The sequence below is a fragment of the Variovorax sp. dw_954 genome (assembly GCF_018449755.1).
In the GTDB taxonomy this organism is placed as follows: Bacteria; Pseudomonadota; Gammaproteobacteria; order Burkholderiales; family Burkholderiaceae_C; genus Variovorax.
In genome coordinates this window covers 108,478-130,312 of sequence record NZ_JAAVVD010000020.1, presented here as the reverse complement: position 1 = coordinate 130,312, position 21,835 = coordinate 108,478, and the positions used below count along the sequence as shown (strand labels likewise).

At 66.1% G+C, this 21,835-nt stretch carries 18 protein-coding genes; 11 read left to right on the top strand and 7 right to left on the bottom strand.

Annotation, left to right across the window (positions count from 1 at the left end; all coding sequences use genetic code 11):
- Nucleotides 1-7: 7 nt before the first annotated feature.
- Together HB681_RS26655 and HB681_RS26650 are read right to left on the bottom strand one after the other, a co-directional pair.
- Complete coding sequence (locus HB681_RS26655; protein ID WP_256353919.1) at nt 8-529, bottom strand: TRAP transporter small permease; 522 nt, start codon at nt 527-529, stop codon at nt 8-10.
- Between the two features lie 124 nt (nt 530-653).
- A complete protein-coding gene (locus tag HB681_RS26650; protein ID WP_213957893.1) occupies nt 654-1,679 on the bottom strand; it encodes a TRAP transporter substrate-binding protein in 1,026 nt (341 codons plus the stop codon).
- A 196-nt stretch (nt 1,680-1,875) separates the two neighbouring features.
- Between HB681_RS26650 and HB681_RS26645 the strand changes: the two genes are divergently transcribed.
- Together HB681_RS26645 and HB681_RS26640 are read left to right on the top strand one after the other, a co-directional pair.
- A complete protein-coding gene (locus HB681_RS26645; protein ID WP_213957892.1) occupies nt 1,876-2,184 on the top strand; it encodes a hypothetical protein in 309 nt (102 codons plus the stop codon).
- Entirely contained in the window at nt 2,165-2,782 is a 618-nt protein-coding gene (locus HB681_RS26640; RefSeq protein ID WP_213957891.1) for a DUF6036 family nucleotidyltransferase, read from the top strand. The genes HB681_RS26645 and HB681_RS26640 overlap by 20 nt, the downstream gene beginning before the upstream one ends.
- An 80-nt stretch (nt 2,783-2,862) precedes the next feature.
- Here the strand turns inward: HB681_RS26640 and HB681_RS26635 are convergent, their stop codons facing one another.
- Genes HB681_RS26635 through HB681_RS26625 form a run of 3 tightly spaced genes read right to left on the bottom strand, consistent with a single transcriptional unit; the run spans nt 2,863 to nt 6,815 of the window.
- Nucleotides 2,863-4,479, bottom strand: a complete 1,617-nt coding sequence (locus HB681_RS26635) for an indolepyruvate oxidoreductase subunit beta family protein (protein ID WP_213957890.1) — start codon at nt 4,477-4,479, stop codon at nt 2,863-2,865.
- Nucleotides 4,476-6,659: an indolepyruvate ferredoxin oxidoreductase subunit alpha gene (locus HB681_RS26630; RefSeq protein WP_213957889.1), complete on the bottom strand. Its 2,184-nt coding sequence runs from the start codon at nt 6,657-6,659 to the stop codon at nt 4,476-4,478. Before HB681_RS26630 ends, HB681_RS26635 begins: the two co-directional genes overlap by 4 nt.
- Before the next feature lie 15 nt (nt 6,660-6,674).
- Nucleotides 6,675-6,815 (bottom strand): hypothetical protein, encoded by a 141-nt coding sequence (locus HB681_RS26625; protein ID WP_213957888.1) that lies wholly within the window; start codon nt 6,813-6,815, stop codon nt 6,675-6,677.
- Nucleotides 6,816-6,912: 97 nt separating this feature from the next.
- On the opposite strand from HB681_RS26625, the gene HB681_RS26620 reads away from it, so the two are divergent.
- On the top strand, nt 6,913-7,830 hold the full coding sequence (locus tag HB681_RS26620; protein ID WP_213957887.1) for a LysR family transcriptional regulator: 918 nt from the start codon (nt 6,913-6,915) through the stop codon (nt 7,828-7,830).
- A gap of 302 nt (nt 7,831-8,132) precedes the next feature.
- Here the strand turns inward: HB681_RS26620 and HB681_RS26615 are convergent, their stop codons facing one another.
- A complete protein-coding gene (locus HB681_RS26615; RefSeq protein WP_213957886.1) occupies nt 8,133-10,094 on the bottom strand; it encodes a solute carrier family 23 protein in 1,962 nt (653 codons plus the stop codon).
- Nucleotides 10,095-10,158: 64 nt separating this feature from the next.
- Nucleotides 10,159-10,281, bottom strand: coding sequence for a hypothetical protein (locus HB681_RS38365; RefSeq protein WP_256353920.1), 123 nt, complete (start codon nt 10,279-10,281; stop codon nt 10,159-10,161).
- A 325-nt stretch (nt 10,282-10,606) separates the two neighbouring features.
- Here HB681_RS38365 and xdhA point away from each other — a divergent pair, with 325 nt between their 5' ends.
- The 8 genes from xdhA (at nt 10,607) to HB681_RS26575 (ending at nt 21,790) form a co-directional block, all read left to right on the top strand.
- A complete protein-coding gene (gene xdhA / locus HB681_RS26610; RefSeq protein WP_213957885.1) occupies nt 10,607-12,175 on the top strand; it encodes a xanthine dehydrogenase small subunit in 1,569 nt (522 codons plus the stop codon).
- Nucleotides 12,176-12,177: 2 nt separating this feature from the next.
- Nucleotides 12,178-14,613 carry a xanthine dehydrogenase molybdopterin binding subunit gene (gene xdhB, locus HB681_RS26605; protein ID WP_213957884.1) on the top strand — a complete coding sequence of 812 codons (2,436 nt, stop codon included), beginning with the start codon at nt 12,178-12,180 and terminating at the stop codon, nt 14,611-14,613.
- A 10-nt stretch (nt 14,614-14,623) separates the two neighbouring features.
- Complete coding sequence (locus HB681_RS26600) at nt 14,624-15,583, top strand: LysR family transcriptional regulator (protein WP_213957883.1); 960 nt, start codon at nt 14,624-14,626, stop codon at nt 15,581-15,583.
- Between the two features lie 108 nt (nt 15,584-15,691).
- Nucleotides 15,692-17,227: an ABC transporter ATP-binding protein gene (locus tag HB681_RS26595; RefSeq protein ID WP_213957882.1), complete on the top strand. Its 1,536-nt coding sequence runs from the start codon at nt 15,692-15,694 to the stop codon at nt 17,225-17,227.
- Nucleotides 17,214-18,368, top strand: a complete 1,155-nt coding sequence (locus HB681_RS26590) for an ABC transporter permease (protein ID WP_213957881.1) — start codon at nt 17,214-17,216, stop codon at nt 18,366-18,368. The genes HB681_RS26595 and HB681_RS26590 overlap by 14 nt, the downstream gene beginning before the upstream one ends.
- Before the next feature lies 1 nt (nt 18,369).
- Entirely contained in the window at nt 18,370-19,290 is a 921-nt protein-coding gene (locus HB681_RS26585; protein WP_213957880.1) for an ABC transporter permease, read from the top strand.
- A 59-nt stretch (nt 19,291-19,349) separates the two neighbouring features.
- On the top strand, nt 19,350-20,528 hold the full coding sequence (locus tag HB681_RS26580) for a BMP family ABC transporter substrate-binding protein (protein WP_213957879.1): 1,179 nt from the start codon (nt 19,350-19,352) through the stop codon (nt 20,526-20,528).
- Nucleotides 20,529-20,743: 215 nt separating this feature from the next.
- A complete protein-coding gene (locus HB681_RS26575) occupies nt 20,744-21,790 on the top strand; it encodes an adenosine deaminase (protein WP_213957878.1) in 1,047 nt (348 codons plus the stop codon).
- The last annotated feature ends 45 nt before the right edge of the window (nt 21,791-21,835 follow it).

Sequence of the window (21,835 nt, the reverse complement as noted above, 5' to 3'; positions counted from 1 at the left end):
ATGCCCATCAATCCGCCTTCTGCTCCGGTGTCTCCTCGACCAGCAACTCGGGCTGGAAGATGAGGCGATACGTCCGGATGGCAATCAACACGACCGCGCAGACATCGCCGAACCATGCCACCGCATAGAAGGGCCAGGTCGGGATGTTGAGGTCGTAGGTCTGCACGTTGTCGGCATAGGTGCCGCGCACCTTGTCGAACAGCATGGCGGTCTGCACCGCCACCACGAACAGCAGCACCAGCGTCGCGAACACGTCGATCACTCGCTTCATGCGCGGGCCGGCCGCGGTCCACACCAGGTCGACCGTGATGTGCCCGCCGCGATAGCTCGTCGCCGCGATGCCCCAGAAGATCAGGATGCCCAGCAGCATGCGGCCGAAGTCGTAGGCGTCGGGGATGGAGGTGTTGAAGAACTTGCGCAGGACCACCGCGATGAAGATGTTCAGCGCCACGATCCCCACGAACATGGCCGCGAGCCATTCGATCGTGTTGATCATGCGATCCATCACGTTGGTCGAGCGCGTGCTCATGATGTCTTGCTCCTTCTCCCCCTGGGAGAAGGTTGGGATGAGGGCACGCAGCCTGGGCTATCAACCGCAGCGTGCCCCAACCCCACGCCTCCCCCGGCGAGAGAGGAAGACTGTTCCCCGAGCATCAAAGTGCCGCGCCGGATTTCGCCAGGCTGGCCTTCAACGCATCCATGGCCGCCTTCGGATCGCCGCCCGCCTTCTTCACGCCTTCGGCCCATTGCGCCTCGCCGGGCGCGACGGCCTTGCGCCATGCATCGAGTTGCTCGGGCGTGAGCTTGTACACCTCGTGCCCGGGCAGCGCCGCGATCTTGGCGCGGCCGGCAAACTCGAAGTCCGCCCAGGGCGAGGCGACCTTCTCGGCCCATTCGCTGGTGCAGTGGTCGTCGATCACCTTCTTCTGCGCGGGCGACATGCCGTCGTACTTGTCCTTGTTCATGGCCCAGACGAAGGGCGTGACGTAGAGCGGCACGTCCATGTGGAAGTTGACCACCTTGTCGATGCCGAACAGGCCGATCGAGCCCCACGGGAAAGTGATGGCATCGGCCACGCCGCGCTCCAGCATGTCGCGCGACTCCGGCGCAGAGGCCTGCACGTTGGTGCCGCCCAGCGAGGTGACCATCTGGCCGATGGTGCTGGTGGCAGGGCGGATCTTCATGCCCTTGATGTCGGTGGGAAGCAGGATCTTCTTGCGCGAGTGGAAAGTGCCGGGGTCGTGCACGAAGGCGAAGCAGTACTTCACGTCCTTCATTTCCTTCGCGGCGTAGTTGCGGTACCAGGCGTCGATGGCGGCCGAGCCGCCCTTGGCATTCGAGAACAGGAAGGGCAGCGAGGCGCCAGCCATGATCGGGAAGCGGCCCGGCTGGTAGCCGGGGTTGATGTAGGCGAAGTCGGCGATGCCGTCGCGCGCCATGTCGTAGTGGTCGAAGGCCTTGCCCAGTTGCTCCGACGGGAACAGCGTCGCCGTGATGGTGCCGCCCGATGCTTTCTTGATGTCCTCGGCCCAGGCGATCAGCGACGGGTTGAGCGGATGCTGCGCCGGCACCCAGCTCGACATCTTGAGGTTCACCGGCTTGTCCTGCGCCTGCGCGCTCCAGGTGCAGGCGGCGAGCGCGGCGGCAAGCGCGAGTGTGCTGAATCGGTGGCGCGTCATCGGTGTCTCCTGGTGAACGGATGCAATGGAAGCGGGCTGGAATCAAGTTATGTTTTATAAGAAGGTGAGGGTGGCGTATATCCGCGTTTACCTGTGGGATGTGAGTCCGAAAAGTTACGCGTGCCGGACCGCCCGCGCCGCACTCGGGGAGCCCCGCGCCGTGCGAGGCGCCTGGATCTCCCCTTACCATTGGCGGATGAATCGAGACCACGAAGAGCACCTCCTGGCGTTTGGCGCTTCGCAACGCCACGACTTTGATGTGGATGCGTGGGTGCAGCTTGCGAAGAGCGGCCTCGTCAGCCGCGACGAGGTCGTCGCGACAGCGCTTTTTCTCGCAGGAGGCTACTGGTACGGCCACGAGGACGGGCTCTTCCGTGTCGCCGAAGAGCTCTCCCCGGGTTCGGTCGGCCACTTTGCCGAGCGCGCAAGGGCGGCAGAGTTCAATTGCAGCCGTTTCGACAGCATGCTGAAAACCAGGATCGCCCATGAATCACGCCACCCCTGAGCTGGCGGCGGCGCTGTCGACGATGCTCGACAGGATCGACGCAACGCTTCGTCAGAACTCGTACCAGGGCCCGCCGATCATCATGTACCTGGCAGGCGGAATGGCAGTGAACTACTACTGCGGCACTCGCGTCACCAGGGACGTGGACGCGAGTTTCTCGCGGCGGATGGCACTCGATTACAACGACCTGATCGTCGACTTTGTGGACGCCACCGGCAAGCCCACTCAGCTGTTTTTCGACACCACCTACTCTCCCACGCTCGGTCCGATGCATGAGGACTACGAGGATGACTCTCAGGAGTGGGTCGGCATCGGAAACGAGCAGCGTGTCGTGAGGCTGAGGGTACTTGCCCCGGTGGACGTCGGGGTCTCAAAGCTGGGCCGCTTCGAGGGGAACGACCGAGGGGACATTCTCGCGCTGGCCGCGCGCGGCTACTTCACTGCGGCCGAGTTCCGTCGACGGGCAGAAGCATCCGCCAGCTATTTCGTTGGCAACGTGCGCCGTTTGCAGAACACCATCGACATCGTGTGCAAGGACATCGACGACCTCGGTCTCGTGCAGGCTTCCACGCCGGGGGTCAAGCAGCCATCCTCGTGATGGCCGCGCCGCCCTAAGCGGTGCTGGCGACGAGCCCCCCAAACCCGGCTGCGTTGAATCCCGCGCCCTTGCCGTACCCCTCACCTCGGCTGGGCTTGGCGCTTCATCCACCGTATCGGCTGCGCCACCACGGGGCGTGGCGGCGCGCCGTGGCGCACCAGTGCGGCATCGAGCGCGATGCCGGCGTCATCGGCCAGCGCCGCGGTGCGCGCGGCGGCAATGGCGTCGGCGCGCTTGGTGCTTGTGCAGTGAGGCAGCGGTTCGCTGGCCAGGTGGTTGATCACGTGCAGCAGGTTCGCCTTGCCGCGTTCGTTGGTGCTGCCGTAGCCCTTGATGAGCCGGCCGCACAGGGCAATCTCATGGCCGAGCCGCCAGTTGTTGCGCGTGCCCGCCACCACCGCGGCCAGCCAGCGGTCGATCAGTGCCTGCTCGTCGGCAAAGCGGCTGCCGCGCTCGCGCAAGCCGCGCAGCGAGGCCAGAAAACGCAGCGATGCCATGCCCAGGATCGAATGCGCGCCGATCTTCAGGGGCACGGCCCAGGGCGCCTTCCCCTTCGCCTGGCGCCCGCGGTCCCATGCGATCAGGCGATGGGCCAGCGCCAGCGGCAACAGTGCCGCCAACTCGGCCGCGCCGGGCTTGAAGTGGTCGTACATGCGGACGATGTCGTCCGGCCCGGCCTTCACCTCCGCATGCACGCGGCGGATGCGACTCGCACGACTCTTGAGTTCGGCCACGCGCACGATGTCGTCGAAGGCCATCCACAGCGCCAGCCAGCGCGCCATCTCGCGCGTGATGGCGAAGGCGTTGGCGCCGGCCGGGTCGGCGGCCCGCTCGGTGGCCAGCACTCTCTGCAGGCGCTCGATGTAGAGCGCGGCATAGCCGGCGTCCTGGTAGTCGAGCAGCCGCGCATGGCCCAGCGCCAGCATCGCGTGCACAGGCTGCGGAAAGGCCGATGCCAGGTCGTCCGGCAGTGGCGAGGGCGCCGATCCATCGGGCTCCTGCGTGGCCAGCAGGCTGGTCACCAGCGCGGCCTGCGCGCGCGGCGTGCTGACCGCGTCGAATGCCCGGGCAAAGCCACGCAGGCTCGCGGCGGCCATCTTGTCGACCTTCTCCGGCGCCTCGGTGTCGCGTCCGCGGACCACCGCCTCGTAGGCCTCGCGCGGAAAGGGAAGCAAGCCGCTGCCAGCGATCGCGCCGAGCATCACTGCGCTCACCACCGTGCCGCATTCGCGCGCCACTGCAGCCATGTCGAACACATGGTGCTCGCGGCTGAAGCACTTCACCGTGTCGAGCAGGCGCTGCGCATCCGCGCGCCCGTCGCCGGGCTGCATGCGCTCCGCGGTCGTCAGCGTGCGCGCGGACGATGTGATGACCAGCGTGCGCTGCGGCACGGCCATGCCGTTGCCGATCTGCCGCGCCGTCTCCAGCAGTTCCGACGAGACGATCGCGTCCAGCGTGCCCGGCACCGGGCTCAGGCTGAACACCGGGCGTCGGCCGCCGAGTTGTGCGAGCGGCGTGGGGAACACCTCGAGGTAGTAGGTGGTCGCGCCCGTGCGCTGCGCCACACCGGGGATCGACGTGCTCTGCGCCGCGTAGCCGGCATGGCGCGCAACGTCGACCAGCCATTCGGTCAGCACGCCGCCGCCTTCGCCGCCCAGGGCGCAGATCAGCAGGGTGATCGGCGATGTCCGGTTCATGATGGCTGCACCCGTGTCGTGCGCGGCTGCGCCGGTTGAAGCCAGCGCAGGACGCGCGCGCGCCATTCATGCAGCAGGCGCTCATGCCACTTCGGGTTCTGCACCACCTCGGCCCGGTAGAAGCTGGGGCATAGCGTGGCCGCATGCGCGTTCTCGCCGCACAGGCCGCAGCCCACGCAGCCGTCGATCACCACGGCCACCGGGTCCACCTTGAGCGGATCGGGGTTGTCCTTCAGCGTCAGCGTCGGGCAGCCCGACAGGCGGATGCAGGCATGGTCGCCGTTGCACACGTCCTCATCGACGCCGTACTTCACCCGCACCACGCGTTCGCCGCGCTGCAGCAGGCTTGCGAGCCAGGGCTTGATGCGGCGCTGGCGTTCGAGCTGGCATTCACCTTCGGCGACGATCACCTTGAGGCCGTTGTAGTCGCTGGTGAAGGCTTCGTTGAGCGTCGCGCGCATCCTGTCGACGCGGTAGGTGTGGACGGTGCGCATCCACTGCACGCCCAGGCCCTTGAGGGTGGTCTCGATGGTCTGGTTCTGCGCGACCATGCTCTGCAGCTTGTCGACCGCGCGGGCCTTCATGTCGTCGTCGGGCGTCGAGATGATGTCCTGGGTTCCGGTGGCCGAGGTGTAGCCGTTCTTGAAGATCAACAGCACCGCATCGTCGCCGTTGAAGAGCGCGCTCTGCACGCCGGTGAGCAGCCCGTTGTGCCAGAAGCCGCCGTCGCCCATGATCGACAGCGCGCGCCGGTTCATCATCGGCGAGACGCCGGCACGGCTGGCCAGGCTCATGCCGTAGCCGAGGATCGAATGGCCCATCGAGAAGGGCTCGAAGGTGCCGAAAGCATGGCAGCCGATGTCCGCCGCGATGTGCACCGGGCCGTTGTCGAGTTGCGCAAGCTTGAGCGCGGAAAACACCGGCCGCTCCGGGCAGCCGATGCAGAAGCTGGGTGGGCGGTTGGGCAGCGGCGCTTCGAGCTGGGCGGCGACGGCGGCGCGGCGCGACTTGTTGCCGGCCAGCCATCCTTGCGCCGAATCCAGCGCATGGCCGGGCAGCCACTTCGCCGCGAAAGCTGCAAGGCCCGTGGCCAGCACTTCCACGCCGTATTCGCCGGCCGCCTGCAGCATGTCCTTGCCATGCAGCGGTGTCTGGATGTCGCGCCGGCGCAGCAGCGTCGCCAGCTCCTGCTCGATGTATTCCGGCTGGCCTTCCTCCACCACCAGCACTGCACGTTTGTCCACGCAGAACTCGGCCAGTTGTTCCGGCACCAGCGGACAGGTCACGTTGAGCACCAGCAGCGGGATCACGCTGTCGCCGAAGGCATCGGCGAGGCCGAGTTGCTGCAGGCCGCGGATGAGCGCGTTGTAGAGCCCGCCCTGCACCACGATGCCCAGATCCGCATGCTCGCCGGGCATCAGTTCGTTGAGCCCGTGCTCGACGATGTAGCGACGTGCGGCGGGCAGCCGCTCGTCGCCCTTGAGTTTTTCGTGGCGGAAGGTCACCGGCGGATGCGCGAGCCGCATGTAGTCGAAGCCGGCCGGCTCGCTCATCAGCGCACGCGTGGAAATTCTCGGCGCGATGTTGTCCCTGCATTCGAAGCTGCCGCGCACATGGCAAGTGCGGATGCGCAGCTCCATCATGCAGGGCATGTTCGATTGCTCCGACAGGCGGAAGCCGTGCTCGACCATGTCGACCATCCGGCCGAGATCCGGCCGTGGATCGAGCAGGCACATGCTCGACTTCAGCGCATAGGCATGCGTGCGCTCCTGGATCACGCTGGCGCCCTCGCCGTAGTCCTCGCCGACGACGATCAGCACCCCGCCCGTCACGCCCGGCGACGACAGGTTGGACAGCGCATCTGCCGCCACGTTGGTGCCGACGATCGACTTCCAGGTGACCGCGCCGCGCAGCGGGTAGTGGATCGATGCGCCCAGCATCGCGGCGGCAGAGGCTTCGTTGGAACATGCCTCCACATGCACGCCCAGTTCGTCCATGTACGGCTTGGCCTGCACCATCACGTCGAGCAGGTGCGACACCGGCGCGCCCTGGTAGCCGCCCACGTAGGACACGCCGGACTGCAGCAGCCCCTTGGTGATGGCCAGGATGCCCTCGCCATGGAAGGTGTCGCCCGTGCCCAGGCGTAATGCTTCGATCTCCTTGCTGAAGGAAACTTCCATCGGGTGCTCCTCCGCTTACTTGCCGGCCGGCGAGGCGGGAAAGCGTGCGATGTAGTAGGCGAGGGTGTCGAGGTCCTCGACCGGAACCTGCGAGACGGCCCCGGCCATGGCCATGGTGTAGCCGGGGCGCTTGCCGCTCTTGAACTCGCGCATCATCAAGTTGTCTCCTTCTCGACTGTTGGATCGGCGTAGCGCCGGACGGAGTGTGCGAGGCTCGCGCCCGTCGTTCAATAAATGATTCGAACTAAGTAACATGCATTTCATGCATATCGACGCGCTCGACCTCAACCTGCTGCGTTTGTTCGACGCGGTCTACAGCGCCCGCAGCGTGAGCCGCGCGGCCGAGTCGCTGGGCCTCACGCAGCCCGCCGCCAGCCATGGGCTGGGTCGCCTGCGCACACTGCTGCAGGACGCGCTGTTCGTGCGCGCTCCCGGGGGCGTGGCGCCCACGCCGCGCGCCGACCGGCTGGCCGTGGCGGTACGCGCCGCGCTGAGGACGCTGCAGCAGGCGCTCGACGAACCCGAGCGCTTCGACCCCGCCGCATCGTCCAAGCGATTCCGCATCCACATGAGCGACATCGGCGAAGGCCGCTTCCTGCCGCCCTTGATGGCGCGCCTGGGCGAACTGGCGCCGGCCGTGGGCATCGAGACGTTGCCGCTGCTGCAGGCCGACATCGGCGGCGCGCTCGACAGCGGACGCCTCGACTTCGCCTTCGGTTTCCTGCCGCAAGTGAAGGACACGCAGCGCACGCTGCTGCTGAAGGACCGCTACATCGTGCTGCTGCGCGAAGGCCACCCGTTCGTGCAGCAGCGCACACGTGCTGGCGCGGCCCTGCTCGAAGCCTTGCGCAGGCTCGAGTACGTCGCGGTGCGCACTCATGCGGACACGCTGCGCATCCTGCATCTGCTCAAGCTCGACGACCGCGTGCGGCTGACGACCGAGCACTTCATGGTACTGCCCGCGATCGTGCGCGCCACCGACCTCGCAGTGGTGATGCCGCGCAATATCGCGCGCGGCTTCGTCGAGGAACAGGGCGGCTACGCGATCGTTGAGCCGGCATTCCCACTGCGCAACTTCAGCGTTTCACTGCACTGGAGCAAGCGCTTCGAAGCCGACCCGGCGCACCGCTGGCTGCGTCAAGTGATGACAGACCTGTTCGCTGAAGCCTGACCCACCCCCGAAGCGCCTTCCGCGCTTCGGGCGGCCGCCAGAGGCGGCTGCTCTTGCGGGCCGTCCAAGCCTGCTGCGGGCTCGGAGCCGCGGCCCTCAGCCTCTCAAGGAGGCGCACCCTACGGACCGGCAAAAGCGGTTCAGAGGTTGCTACCGAACGCGAACCGCCGCGCTCGCCGTCGTGCTGGAAAACTGATGGGGCAGCAGTGCAGCAAGGCCGCTGGAAGCAAAAAAAAGTGCATCACTTGCGCGATGCACTCTGAAGGCCGCAGTGATGCGGCTCTGCTCAACCAAGAACTTTTTTAGTGTCCGTGTGCGTGTGCCTTTGCAAACGCTTGTGCCCGGGCCGTTCCGATCGGGTTGGCGTTGGCAACCAACTCGTTGAAACGATGATTGGCGATCTTGGCAATCTCGATCAGCCCAGCCGATCGCTCCACCCCCGTTGAATTGGCCATCCGATGCCAGCCGTTGGCGATCACGCGTTCGTAGCGCTCCACTTCCTTGGCGCAGACGATCAGCGGAAAGCCGAACTGCTTGCGATAGGCGATCGCGAGTTCAAGCACTTCCTCGTGATCCTTTTCCTCCATGCCGCTCATGCCCGCGTCGGCGTGGTCCAGCAGGTAGGCGTTGTGCGCGTCGCCCTCGCTGCCGAGGTCGGCGAACGAGTTCATCAGTTCCAGCTGCTCTTCCTTGGTGCCGGTCAGCAAGGCGTCCTGGAAGGCGGAGCGCAGCGCGAGGGTGTTGGCGAAGGGCCTGCGCGCGTAGGCTGCATCCAGAACCCACGGCGTGTTTTCAACCAGGCCGCCAAAGGTCTTGGTGAACTCGGCGCGGGACATCGAATTGACCTGGTCCAGACCCACCAGGTTGCCCGGGACGCCGGCCACCGCGGTGTGCGGGCTGCCGCCGGTATGGTTGAACAGGATGTTCAGGAAGATCGCCGACAAGGCGCCCAGCGTGATGCCGCTGCCGAACACGATTTCCGCCCACTTCGGGAACGCGCCGGCCACGAAGGGCTGCGCCGTCACGAGCATGCCGAGACCGAGGCTGGTGCCCAGGATCACGATGTTGCGATGGTCATTGAAGTCGCACTTCGACAAGGTCTGCACGCCCACCACGGCCACCGCCGCGAACATGGCCAATGCCGCGCCGCCAAGAACCGGATGCGGGATGCCGGCCACCAGGGCAGCGGCCTTCGGCAGCGAACCCAGGATGATCATGATGACCCCGGCGGCAACCACCACCCAGCGGCTCTTGATCTGCGTCAGGCGCACCAGGCCGACGTTTTCCGCGAAGCAGGTGTAGGGGAACGAGTTCAGGATGCCGCCCAGGAAGGTGGCGGCGCCGTCGGCGCGAATGGCGCGGGCGATGTCGTCGGCGCGGATCCGCTTCTGCACGATTTCACCCGTGGCATACACGTCGCCCGTGGTTTCGACCATGGTGATCATCATCACGATCAGCATCGACAGGCAGGCCGTGAAGCTGAAGGTCGGTATGCCGAAGTAGAAGGGCGAGGTGTAGCCCAGCATCGGCGCCGTGGCGACGTCCGCGAAGTGCGCGTCGCCCATGGCCCAGGCCACGAGCGTGCCGATCACCAGCCCGATCAACACCGCGATGGTGGCCATGAAGCCGCGGAACAGCCGCTGGATGGCCACGATGAGCGCCAGCGTGCCGAAGGCATACATGACGTTCTTGAGCAGTACCGGGTCCTGGATCGCGAACGGACCCTTGCCCACCACGATGTCGTTGGCCGCCACCGGCAGCAGCGCGACACCGATGATCAGGATCACCGAGCCGGTCACGATCGGCGGGAAGAAGCGCACCAGCTTGGCGAAGTAGGTGGCCGCGAAGAACGTGAAGAGGCCGCCGACCAGCACCGAGCCGTAGATGGCGAGCAACCCGTCGACGCCGCCGCCGGCGCCCAGGCCAATGGCGATCATGGGGCTCACCGCCGTGAAGGTCACGCCTTGCAGCAGCGGCAGTCGCACGCCCACCTTGCCGATGCCCCACGCCTGGATGATGGAGGCGATGCCGCAGGTGAAGAGGTCGGCGTTGATCAGGTGGATCAACTGGTCGCGCGTGAGGTTCAGCGCACTCGCCAGGATGATGGGCACCAGCACCGCGCCGGCGTAGAAGGCGAGCACGTGCTGGAAGCCATAGGCCGCGAGCAGGGGTATTGGCAGGACTTCGTCGACCGGGTGGACTTTGGTTGCCCGCGCCGATCCGCGCGGCGGCGCGCCCCCGGTGGTGGTGCTGCTTGAACTCATGGCGATTCCTCTCTGATGGTTTTTCTAAAAGTGACGGGCGTCGATGGGAGAGACGGGAGCGTGCTCAGCCGAAGGCGTCGTTCCCGGCGCGCAGTGGCGGTGCTTCAACAGGTGTGGCCTTGCCTGAGCAGGCGGCCATGGCGGGGTGGCGCAGTCCGGCAAGGCGGACGGCCAAGGTGACAGTCATCTTCAAATTCCTCCCTTACTCCATCAATTCTTTGCGCCATGTCGTGCCGATAGCAATCTGCTTCGGTCACCGTTCGGGAAAACGTGAACCTTGACGGTGCATCGGTACGACAGGTGGCGTCGACTCCGCAATTCCTGTACCCACGGAAAGCGCAGGCGCAGAATGTCCATTGCCCAGCCTTGATCGTTGATGAATAGTTGGGGCTGTGACATATCGCCCGACGGATGTTTCTTATTCCTGGACTCGTATTCCGCCGGGCGCAAGAACCACTAAGTTAGAGCAATAGTCCGCACTTGCGGCGTCTTTCTTGCAAGCACCCACGAGCATGAGCACCCAACCCATCCGTTTTTTCCATCAGGGGCGCGTTGTCGACGTCTCCGATGTCCACCCCACCCGCACCGTCCTCGACTGGCTGCGCGAGGACGCGCGCTGCACCGGCACCAAGGAAGGCTGCAACGAAGGCGACTGCGGCGCTTGCACCGTGGTCATCGGCGAACTGGCCGTTCCTGGCGCTGCCGGCGCCGTCGGCGGCCTGCAGTTGCAGACCGTCAACGCCTGTATCCAGTTCCTGCCCACCCTGCACGGCAAGGCGCTGTTCACGGTCGAGGACCTGAAGCGCCAGTGCGGCAAGGTCGTCGACACCGAGCAGCACGGCAAGCATGCGGTGCAATGCCTGCACCCGGTGCAGCAGGCGCTGGTCGAGTGCCACGGTTCGCAATGCGGCTTCTGCACGCCAGGCTTCGTGATGTCGCTCTGGTCGAGCTACGAGCATCACCAGACCGCCGGCACCCAGCCCTCGCGCCAGCAACTGGCCGACGAGCTGTCGGGCAACCTCTGCCGCTGCACCGGCTATCGGCCGATCCTCGACGCGGGCCAGCGCATGTTCGACCTGCCGGCCGTGCGGGTGGACACGCAGCCCGTGGTGCAGGCGCTGACCGCCTTGCAACGCGAAGACACCTTCGAATACAGCAACACCGCGGGCGGCCGCACCGACCGCTTCCATGCGCCGAAGACGCTGGCCGAACTGGCCGCGCTGCGCGAACGCATGCCGGGCGCCCAGGTGCTGGCCGGCTCGACCGACGTCGGCCTGTGGGTCAACAAGCAGTTCCGCGATCTCGGCGACATCATCTTCGTCGGCGACGTGGCGGACATGAAGGCGGTCGACGAACGCAATGGCGAGCTCTACATCGGCGCGGGCGCGTCGCTCGAAGACGCCTGGCGCGCCCTGGCGCAGCGCTTCGAAGGCCTGACGGATGTCTGGCTGCGCTTTGCCTCGCCGCCCATCCGCAATGCCGGCACCATGGGCGGCAACGTCGCCAACGGCTCGCCCATCGGCGACTCGCCGCCGGTGTTGATGGCGCTCGATGCGCAGATCGAGCTGCGCCAGGGCGCCCGGGTCCGCCGCATGCCGCTGGTCGAGTTCTATGTCGACTACATGAAGAACAAGCTCGAACCGGGAGAGTTCGTGCAGGCGGTGTCGGTGCCGCTGTCGGTCGCTTCGCGACGCGTGCGCGCCTACAAGATCAGCAAGCGATTCGACTGCGACATTTCGGCGTTGTGCGCAGGCTTCTCGATCGAACTCGACGGCGAGGTGGTCAAGGAGGTGAGGCTGGCCTACGGCGGCATGGCCGCGACCGTCAAGCGCGCTGCCGGCGCCGAGGCCGCGCTGCTCGGCAAGCCCTTCACGCAGGCCAGCGTGAACGCGGCAAAGGTGGCGCTCGCGCAGGACTTCAAGCCGCTGTCGGACATGCGTGCATCGGCCGCTTATCGGCTGCAGGTGGCGCAGAATCTCATCCAGCGCCTCTGGCTCGAAACGCGCGCCTCGGACGCCCTGCCGGTGGAAGCCACCAGCGTCTGGAGCGTGATGCCGCACGTCGTTGCTGAAGGAGCCTGAAAGTGAACAAACCCATCGACGCCCGCCTGCTGCAAACCGCGGAGGCATTCGCGGACTACCTCAAGAACGCGGCAGCCCGCATCGACGTGGCCGCGGAAGCCAAGGCCCATGGCGACGGCGCCCGTGTCGGCATCAGCAGGCCGCACGAATCGGCGCAACTGCACGTTGCCGGCGAGGCCACCTACATCGACGACATCCCCGAACTGGCCGGCACGCTGCATTGCGCACTGGGCCTGTCGCCGGTGGCCAACGGGCGGTTGACGGGCATGAACCTCGAGGCGATCCGCACCATCCCCGGCGTGGTGGCCGTTCTCTCCGCCCAGGACATACCCGGCACCAACGATTGCGGCTCGATCATCCACGACGATCCGATCCTTTGCGCCGGCGACATCCGACACCTCGGCCAACCCGTGTTCGCGGTCATTGCCGAATCGCGCGACATCGCCCGCCGTGCAGCGGCAAAGGCCAAGTCCGTGCTCACTATCGAGGCCGAGCCACCGGTGCTGACGCCGCGGCAGGCCCACGAAAAAGGCCAGTACGTCCTGCCGCCGATGCACCTGGCCCGCAGCACGAACGAAGGCGGCGCCAGGGCTGCCATCGCCCGGGCGCCGCACCGGCTCAAGGGAAGCTTCGACGTGGGCGGCCAGGAGCAGTTCTACCTGGAAGGGCAGATCAGCTATGCCATCCCCAAGGAAGCCGGCGCGATGCACGTCTATTGCTCGACGCAGCATCCGAGCGAAATGCAGCACATGGTTGCCCACGCACTTCACCTGCACGCCAACGAAGTGCACGTCGAATGCAGGCGCATGGGCGGCGGCTTCGGCGGCAAGGAATCGCAGTCGGGCCTGTTCGCCTGCGTGGCTGCCGTCGCGGCCAACCATCTGAAGCGCCCGGTCAAGCTGCGGCTCGACCGCGACGACGACTTCATGATCACCGGACGTCGCCATTGCTTCTGGTATGAATACGAGGTCGGGTATGACGACGAGGGGCACATCCTCGGCGCCGAGATCACGATGGTGTCGCGCGCTGGCCACTCGGCCGACCTGTCGGGCCCGGTGATGACCCGCGCCATGTGCCACTTCGACAATGCCTACTGGCTGCCGGACGTGTCGATGCACGGCTTTTCGGGCAAGACCAACACGCAGAGCAACACGGCCTTCCGCGGCTTCGGCGGTCCGCAGGGCGCGATTGCCATCGAGAACATCATGGACTCGGTGGGCCGCGCGCTGGGACGCGATCCGCTCGACGTGCGCCGCACCAACTTCTACGGCCAGACCGAACGCAACGTCACGCCCTACGACCAGGTGGTGTCCGACAACATCATCGACAAGCTGGTCACCCAGCTCGAAGACAGCAGCGACTACCGCGCGCGCCGCGCGGCGATCGAGGCGTTCAACGCGACCAGCCCCGTGCTCAAGCGCGGCCTGGCGCTGGCCCCGTTGAAATTCGGTATCTCGTTCAACGTCAAGCACTTCAACCAGGCCGGCGCGCTCGTCCATGTGTACACCGACGGCTCCATCCTGGTGAACCACGGCGGCACCGAAATGGGCCAGGGCCTCAACACCAAGGTGGCGCAGGTCGTGGCGCATGAACTGGGCGTGAGCTTCGAGTCCGTGCGCGCCACGGCCACCGACACCACCAAGGTCGCCAACACCTCGGCAACCGCCGCATCGACCGGCGCCGACCTGAACGGCAAGGCTGCGCAGGATGCCGCACGCCAGATCCGCGAGCGCCTCGCAGCCTGCGCGGCCACACGCCATGGCGGCGAGGCTTCGGCCGTGCGCTTCGCCAACGACAAGGTCGAGGTCAACGGCCGCACCATCGACTTCGCCACGCTGGTCGGCGAGGCTTACATCGACCGCGTGCAACTCTGGTCCGACGGTTTCTATGCCACGCCGGGCCTGAGCTGGGACCGCGAGAAGATGAAGGGCAATCCCTTCTACTACTTCGCCTACGGCGCGGCCGTGAGCGAAGTCATCATCGACACGCTCACGGGCGAATGGAAGCTGCTGCGCGCCGACATCCTGCACGACGCGGGCCGCTCGCTCAATCCGGCCGTCGACATCGGCCAGGTCGAAGGCGCGTTCATCCAGGGCATGGGTTGGCTCACGACCGAGGAACTGGTGTGGCATCCGCAAAGCGGCAAGCTCACCACGCACGCGCCGAGCACCTACAAGATCCCGACGGCCAACGATTGCCCGCCGGTGTTCAACGTGCAGCTGTTCGAAGGCGACAACTTCAAGGACTCGATCCACCGCAGCAAGGCCGTCGGCGAGCCGCCGCTGCTGCTGCCGTTCTCTGTGTTCTATGCCATCCGTGACGCGGTGTCCGCGGCAGGCAATCACAAGAGCGACCCGCCGCTGCGCGCGCCCGCCACCAGCGAGGCCATCCTCGACGCGATCACGGCCGTCCAGTCCGCCGCACCGTCGGCCGCTTGATTGAGACGTCATGAGAGACAACGCGCTTTTCGACAAGATCGACCTGCACCTGATCCGGGTGCTCTACACGGTCTTGACGGACAGGAGCGTGTCGCGTGCGGCCATCCGGCTCGGCATGTACCAACCGGCTGTCTCGGCCGCGCTCAAGCGGTTGCGTGATCTTTCGGGCGATCCGCTGCTGGTGCGTTCGGGCACCGGCATGGTGCCGACCGATGCGGGGCTGCGCATGATCGAGCCCAGCGCCAGCATCCTGCGCGCGGCCGAGGTGCTGTTCAGCGACGCGCGTGGCTTCGATCCGCAGCACGCCACCGCCACCTTCCGCATCGCCGCCAGCGACTACCTCGACCCGCTGTTCCTGCCGATGCTCGTAGCGCAGATCAAGAGCCAGGCGCCGCTGTGCAAGATCGAGATCCATCCGCTGTCGCCCGACTCCGACTACCACGCGCACCTGTCGCTCGGCCATGTCGACCTGGTCATCGGCAACTGGCTCAAGCCGCCGGAAGACCTGCACATGGCGAAGCTGTTCGCCGATGAGGTGGTCTCGCTGGTCAGTACCGACCATCCGGCCGCACGTCGCGGCTGGGACGCACGCACCTGGCTCGCCGCCGAGCACATCGCGCCGACGCCCACGCATCCCGGTGCACGCGGCGTCATCGACCAGATGCTCGACGAGCTCAACCTGCAGCGCAACATCACCGCGCGCTGTGCGCATTTCAGCCTCATGCCCGACATGGTGGCATCGAGCCTGCTGGTGCTGACCACCGGGCGCCAGTACTGCGAGCGCCTGGTCAAGCGGCTGCCGGTCTGCATCCTCGAGTGTCCGATCGCGCTGCCGCAGTTGATGTACTACCAGCTCTGGCACGAGCGAACGCATTCGTCCATCTCCGCGCAATGGTTGCGCGAGCGCAGCAAGAACGTGGCCGCGTCGTTGCGGTCCAGCACGGGGAGCGCCATCAAACAAAAGGCTTAAGGCCGGGCTCGCAGTAGGGGGTGATACAAAGGAGAGCGACTGGCGTCGTCCGCCCGGACGGACGTTCAGCGACTTTTCCGGCATGAAAAATGACAACGCTCCAAGGTCATGACACCCTACAGACTCCAGCTTGCGAACATCACCAAGCGCTATCCGGCCGTGGTCGCGAACAGCGACGTTTCCCTCACGGTCCAACCCGGTGAAACGCATGCCGTTCTCGGCGAGAACGGCGCCGGCAAATCGACGCTGATGAAGATCATCTACGGCTCGGTGAAGCCGGATGAAGGCACCGTCAGTTTCAACGGCCAGCCGGTCAACATCCGCAACCCGCAAGAGGCGAGGGCGCTGGGCATCAGCATGGTGTTCCAGCACTTCAGCCTGTTCGACACGCTCACCGTGGCCGAGAACGTCTGGCTCGGGCTCGACAAGAGCCTGGCGCTGGCCGAGGTCGCGCGCCGCGTCGAGGCCAAGGCCAGCGAATACGGGCTGGACATGGACCCGACGCGCCCGGTCCACACCCTGTCGGTCGGCGAGATGCAGCGCGTCGAGATCATCCGTGCGCTGCTCACCAATCCCAAGCTGCTGATCCTCGATGAGCCCACATCCGTGCTGACGCCGCAGGCGGTGCAGAAGCTGTTCGTGGTGCTCAAGCAGTTGTCCGCCGAGGGCTGCAGCATTCTCTACATCAGCCACAAGCTGCACGAGATCCGCGAATTGTGCAGCGCCTGCACGGTGCTGCGTGGCGGCAAGGTCACGGGGGTGTGCAACCCGCAGCAGGAAAGCAACGAATCGCTGTCGCGCCTCATGATCGGGGCGGAGCCGCCGCCGCTGCAGCATCGCCAGGTCAAGGTGGGGCCGGTCGCGCTGCGCGTGAAGGGGCTCACGCTGGCACGCGAAGACCAGTTCGGCGTCGATCTCGACGGCGTGAACATGGATGTGCGTGCCGGCGAGGTCGTCGGCATTGCCGGCGTCTCGGGCAACGGCCAGAAGGAGTTGCTCTACGCGCTTTCCGGCGAGGACACCCGTGCCGAGGCCGGCATGATCGAGATGTTCGGCCAGGCCGCGGCGCGCCTGCGACCTCGCGGACGCCGCAAGCTCGGCATGCATTTCGTGCCCGAGGAGCGCCTGGGCCGCGGCGCGGTGCCGACGCTGAGCCTCGCCCATAACATGCTGCTGACCCGCGACAACGCGATCAGCAAGAGCGGCTGGATTCGCACCGGCGCATTGCAGGGCCATGCGGCCGAGATCATCAAGCGCTTCAACGTGAAAGCCGGCGGGCCGGGCTCGGCGGCACGGTCGCTGTCGGGCGGCAACCTGCAGAAGTTCATCGTCGGGCGCGAGATCGATGCCAACCCGAAGATCTTCATCGTCGCGCAGCCGACCTGGGGCGTCGACGTGGGCGCGGCTGCGCTGATCCGCGCCGAGATCCTGGCGCTGCGCGATGCGGGCTGCGCGGTGCTGGTGGTAAGCGAAGAACTCGACGAGCTGTTCGAGATCAGCGACCGCCTGTATGTGATCGCCAAGGGGCAGTTGTCGCCCTCGGTGGATCGGGCCGCGGCCACGGTGCCGCAGATCGGTGAATGGATGAGCGGACTCTGGCATGGCGCCGCCGCAGCAAGGGAGCCCGCACATGTTCAAGCTTGAAGCCCGTCCGCAGCTCTCCAAATTCTGGAGCTATGGCTCGCCGATCCTGGCGTTGCTGATCACGGTGCTGATCGGCATGGCGCTGTTCGCGGCGCTCGGCAAGGACCCGGTCAAGGGCCTGCTGGTGTTCTTCTACGAGCCGATCAAGAGCGGCTACGCGCTCGGCGAGTTGATGGTCAAGGCGACGCCGCTGCTGATCATCGCGCTGGGCCTGGCCGTGTGCTTCCGCTCGAACGTGTGGAACATCGGCGCCGAAGGGCAGTTCGTGATCGGCGCGATCTGCTCGTCCTTCGTGGCGGTGACGGCGGACAAGAACACCGGCCCGTGGATCGTGCCGGCCATCATCGTGGCGGGCATCCTGGGCGGCATGGCCTGGGCGGCGATCGCGGCGCTGCTGCGCGACAAGTTCAACGCCAACGAGATCCTCGTGACGCTGATGATGGTCTACGTCGCGATCCTGGTGCTGGGCTACGTCGTCTCCGGGCCGCTGAAGGACCCGGCGGGCTTCAACTTCCCGCAGAGCAAGCCTTTCGACGTGATCACGCAGATACCGCGCCTCATGAAGGGCTCGCGCGTGAGCATCGGGCTGGCGATCGCGCTGCTGGGTGTGGGGGCGCTGTGGGTCTTCCTGTTCCGCACGCGAGCCGGCTTTGCCCAGCAGGTCGGCGGCCTTGCGCCGGCGGCTTCGCGCTACGCGGGCTTCTCGGCCCGGCGCGCGGTGTGGATCGCCTTGCTGACCTCGGGCGGCGCGGCGGGCCTTGCCGGTGCGCTCGAAGTCGCCGGCCCGATCGGCCAGCTCACGCCCTACCTGCCGGTGGGCTATGGCTTTGCGGCCATCATCGTGGCCTTCGTCGGGCGGCTGCATCCGGTCGGCATGGTGTTCTCGGCCATCCTGATGAGCATGTTCTACATCGGTGGTGAGTTGGCGCAGTCGCGCCTGGGCCTGCCGAAGTCGCTGACCGGCGTGTTCCAGGGCCTGCTGCTGTTCACCCTGCTGGCTTGCGACACGCTCATCGCGTACCGCATCCGGCGCAAGGCGGCGCCAAAGCCGGCGCCTTTCTCCGCCGGAACGGCTTCGCTGCAAGCCAGCACCCCCCTCACCGCACAACCCGTTGCACGCGCCACCGAAGGAGCGCTCTGACATGGACTCCTACGCACTCCTGCTGGGCTCGATGCTCAGCGCCGGCACCGTGCTGGCCATTGCCTCGCTCGGCCTGCTCATCAACGAGAAGGCCGGCATCGTCAACCTCGGCGCCGAGGGCCTGATGCTCTGCGCTGCCATCGCCGGTTTCGCGACCACGGTGCAGACCGGCAGCACCTGGATCGGCTTCCTGGCGGGCATGGCTGTGGGCGCCTTCCTGTCGATGCTGTTCGGCCTGCTGGTGATCTGGCTCAACACCAACCAGTACGCCACCGGGCTGGCGCTGAGCCTGTTCGGCGTGGGCTTCTCGGCCTTTGCCGGCAAGGACTACGTGCAGGCCAAGCTGCCAGAGAGCGTGCAATACCCGCTGCCCTTCCTGGGGGACATTCCACTGGTCGGGCCGGCGCTGTTCAGGCACCACCCGATCGTCTACTTCGCGGTGTTCCTGGCCTTCGCGCTGATCTGGTTCCTCTACCGGACGCGCTCCGGGCTGGTGCTGCGCTCGGTCGGCGAATCACCCGAGTCGGCGCATGCGCTGGGCTACCCGGTGCGCCGCATACGCCTGCTGGCGGTGGTCGCGGGCGGCGCGCTGTGCGGGCTGGCGGGCGCCTACCTGTCGGTGGTCTACACGGGCCTGTGGGTGGAGAACATGGTGGCCGGCAAGGGCTGGATCGCACTGGCGCTGACCACCTTTGCGACATGGCGACCGGCGCGGGTCTTGCTTGGTGCCTACCTGTTCGGCGGGGTCACCATGCTGGGCTTTCACCTGCAAAGCGTGGGTGTCGACGTTCCCAGCCAGTTCCTGAACATGATGCCGTACGTTGCCACCATCGTCGTGCTGGCACTGATCTCCCGCAACCCGGCGTTCATCCGCGTGAACATGCCGGCGTCGATCGGAACACCGTTCTACCCCGGTTCATAATCCGCCCGGATGTGTCTTTTTGTGTTTGCCAACCTGTCCCCTTTTGAGGATTTTCGACAATGACTGATCTGATGAACAAGCGCGCCCTGCTGAAGTTGGCCGCCCTGACCGCCGTGGCTTCAGCCGCACTCGTCGGTTGCGGCAAGAAGGAAGAAGCTGCGGCGCCTGCTGCCCCGCCGGCCGCTCCGGCACCTACCGCCGCCGCGCCCGCGCCGGCGCCGGCCGCGGGTCCGCTGAACATCGCCTTTGCCTATGTCGGCCCCGTGGGCGACGGCGGCTGGACCTTCGCGCACGACAACGCGCGCAAGGCGCTGGAAAAGGAATTCGGCGACAAGATCAAGACCACCTTCGTCGAAAGCGTGCCCGAGTCGGCCGACGCCGAGCGCGTGTTCCGCGACATGGCCAGCCAGGGCAACAAGCTGATCTTCGGCACGACCTTCGGCTACATGGAGCCCATGCTCAAGATCGCGCCCGACTTCCCGGACGTGAAGTTCGAGCACGCCACCGGCTACAAGACCGCGCCGAACATGCGCACCTACGACAGCCGCACCTACGAAGGCGCCTACATGGCCGGCGTGATCGCAGGCGGCATGACCAAGAGCAACCAGCTCGGCGTGGTCGGCTCGGTGCCAATTCCTGAAGTGCTGCGCAACATCAACAGCTTCACCATGGGCGCGCAATCGGTCAACCCGAAGATCACGACCAAGGTGGTGTGGGTCAACGAATGGTTCAGCCCGCCGAAGGAAACCGAAGCGGCCACCGCCCTCATCAATGGCGGCGCCGACGTGCTGTTCCAGAACACCGACTCGCCGGCCGTGCTGAAGACGGCGCAAGAGAAGGGCAAGCGCGCCTTCGGCTGGGATTCCGACATGACTGCCTACGGCCCCAAGGCCCACCTGGCATCGGCCGTCATCAACTGGACGCCGTACTACATCAAGGCCACGCAGGACGTGCTGGACAACAAGTGGACGACCGGCCAGAGCTGGTGGGGCGTGAAGGAAGGCGCGATCGACATCGTGTCGATCGCCGAAGACGTGCCGGCCGACGTCAAGGCCAAGGTCGAGGAAGTCAAGAAGGGCTTGAAGGACGGCAGCTTCCAGATCTGGAAGGGCCCGATCATCGGCAACGACGGCAAGGAGCTGGTCGCTGCCGGCGCCGTGGCCGACGACAAGTTCCTGTCGGGCGTGAACTTCTACGTCAAGGGCGTGGACGGCAAGGTGCCGGGCGACAAGAAGTAACTCGCTCGCTTTGCTGATGGAGGGCCGCTTTCGAGCGGCCCTTTTGCTTTGACAAAAGCACGCAGAAGTCGCAGAAGGATTCAAGCAAAATTTCAGGCATTCCTTTTGTGACTTCTGCGAAACCTTTGCGACTTCTGCGTTCGGCTGTCCGCTCCCGTATTCGCTCCCGTATTCGCTGCCGTTGAACTGCACTTCCCACGAACAAGACACCCACCATGACCACTGTCCGCCCCATTGCCCAAGACCGCCTGCCCGCGCTGCTGCGCGCGATGCCCAAGGCCGAGCTTCACATGCACATCGAGGGTTCGCTGGAGCCTGAGCTGATCTTCGCGCTGGCGCAGCGCAATGCGGTGAGCATCCCTTATGCGAGCGTCGAGGAACTGCGGTGCGCCTATGCCTTCACCAACCTGCAGAGCTTTCTCGACATCTACTACGCCGGCGCCAGCGTGCTGCTGAAGGAGCAGGACTTCTACGACATGGCCTGGGCCTACCTCGAGCGCGCTGCCGCCGACAACGTCATCCACTGCGAGATGTTCTTCGACCCGCAGACCCATACGGCGCGCGGCGTCGACGTCAAGACGGTGATCGACGGCCTGCACCGCGCCTGCGTCGATGCGCAGGCGAAGCTCGGGGTGAGCGCCGCGCTGATCCTGTGCTTCCTGCGCCATCTCAGCGAGGAAGAGGCGTTCGAGACGCTGGAGCAGGCGCTGCCATACCGCGACAAGTTCATCGGCATCGGCCTCGATTCCAGCGAGGTGGGCCATCCGCCGGAGAAATTCGCCAAGGTGTTCGCGCGCTGCCGGGAGTTGGGCTTCCACCTCGTCGCGCATGCCGGTGAGGAAGGCCCGCCCGCCTATGTGTGGAGCGCGCTCGACGTGCTCAAGGTCGAACGCATCGACCACGGCGTGCAGAGCAGCAAGGATCCCGCGCTCATGAGGCGGCTGGCGCAGGACAGGATCCCGCTGACGGTGTGCCCGCTGTCGAACCTCAAGCTCTGCGTGTTCCCGGACCTGTCGAAGCACAACCTTGGCACCTTGCTCGACGCAGGCCTGGTCGCGACGGTCAATTCGGACGACCCTGCGTACTTCGGCGGCTACATGAACGAGAACTTCCTCCAGACTTTCGCCGCGACCGGCCTCTCGGCGCAGCAGGCCTGGCAACTGGCGGCCAACAGCTTCAACGGCAGTTTCATCGAGGCTTCCGCCAAGAAGGCCTACGTCGACCGACTCAACGCGGCATTCGAGACTTTCGACGCCAGCTGATAGCGCTTCCTGGGCGCCAGCAGCGGCATGGCGACCAGGGCGCAG

Coding starts and splice junctions, on each gene's coding strand:
- HB681_RS26655 (WP_256353919.1), bottom strand. CDS start 529: ATGAGCACGCGCTCGACCAACGTGATGGATCGCATGATCAACACGATC.
- HB681_RS26650 (WP_213957893.1), bottom strand. CDS start 1,679: ATGACGCGCCACCGATTCAGCACACTCGCGCTTGCCGCCGCGCTCGCC.
- HB681_RS26645 (WP_213957892.1), top strand. CDS start 1,876: ATGAATCGAGACCACGAAGAGCACCTCCTGGCGTTTGGCGCTTCGCAA.
- HB681_RS26640 (WP_213957891.1), top strand. CDS start 2,165: ATGAATCACGCCACCCCTGAGCTGGCGGCGGCGCTGTCGACGATGCTC.
- HB681_RS26635 (WP_213957890.1), bottom strand. CDS start 4,479: ATGAACCGGACATCGCCGATCACCCTGCTGATCTGCGCCCTGGGCGGC.
- HB681_RS26630 (WP_213957889.1), bottom strand. CDS start 6,659: ATGGAAGTTTCCTTCAGCAAGGAGATCGAAGCATTACGCCTGGGCACG.
- HB681_RS26625 (WP_213957888.1), bottom strand. CDS start 6,815: ATGATGCGCGAGTTCAAGAGCGGCAAGCGCCCCGGCTACACCATGGCC.
- HB681_RS26620 (WP_213957887.1), top strand. CDS start 6,913: ATGCATTTCATGCATATCGACGCGCTCGACCTCAACCTGCTGCGTTTG.
- HB681_RS26615 (WP_213957886.1), bottom strand. CDS start 10,094: ATGAGTTCAAGCAGCACCACCACCGGGGGCGCGCCGCCGCGCGGATCG.
- HB681_RS38365 (WP_256353920.1), bottom strand. CDS start 10,281: ATGACTGTCACCTTGGCCGTCCGCCTTGCCGGACTGCGCCACCCCGCC.
- xdhA (WP_213957885.1), top strand. CDS start 10,607: ATGAGCACCCAACCCATCCGTTTTTTCCATCAGGGGCGCGTTGTCGAC.
- HB681_RS26600 (WP_213957883.1), top strand. CDS start 14,624: ATGAGAGACAACGCGCTTTTCGACAAGATCGACCTGCACCTGATCCGG.
- HB681_RS26595 (WP_213957882.1), top strand. CDS start 15,692: ATGACACCCTACAGACTCCAGCTTGCGAACATCACCAAGCGCTATCCG.
- HB681_RS26590 (WP_213957881.1), top strand. CDS start 17,214: ATGTTCAAGCTTGAAGCCCGTCCGCAGCTCTCCAAATTCTGGAGCTAT.
- HB681_RS26585 (WP_213957880.1), top strand. CDS start 18,370: ATGGACTCCTACGCACTCCTGCTGGGCTCGATGCTCAGCGCCGGCACC.
- HB681_RS26580 (WP_213957879.1), top strand. CDS start 19,350: ATGACTGATCTGATGAACAAGCGCGCCCTGCTGAAGTTGGCCGCCCTG.
- HB681_RS26575 (WP_213957878.1), top strand. CDS start 20,744: ATGACCACTGTCCGCCCCATTGCCCAAGACCGCCTGCCCGCGCTGCTG.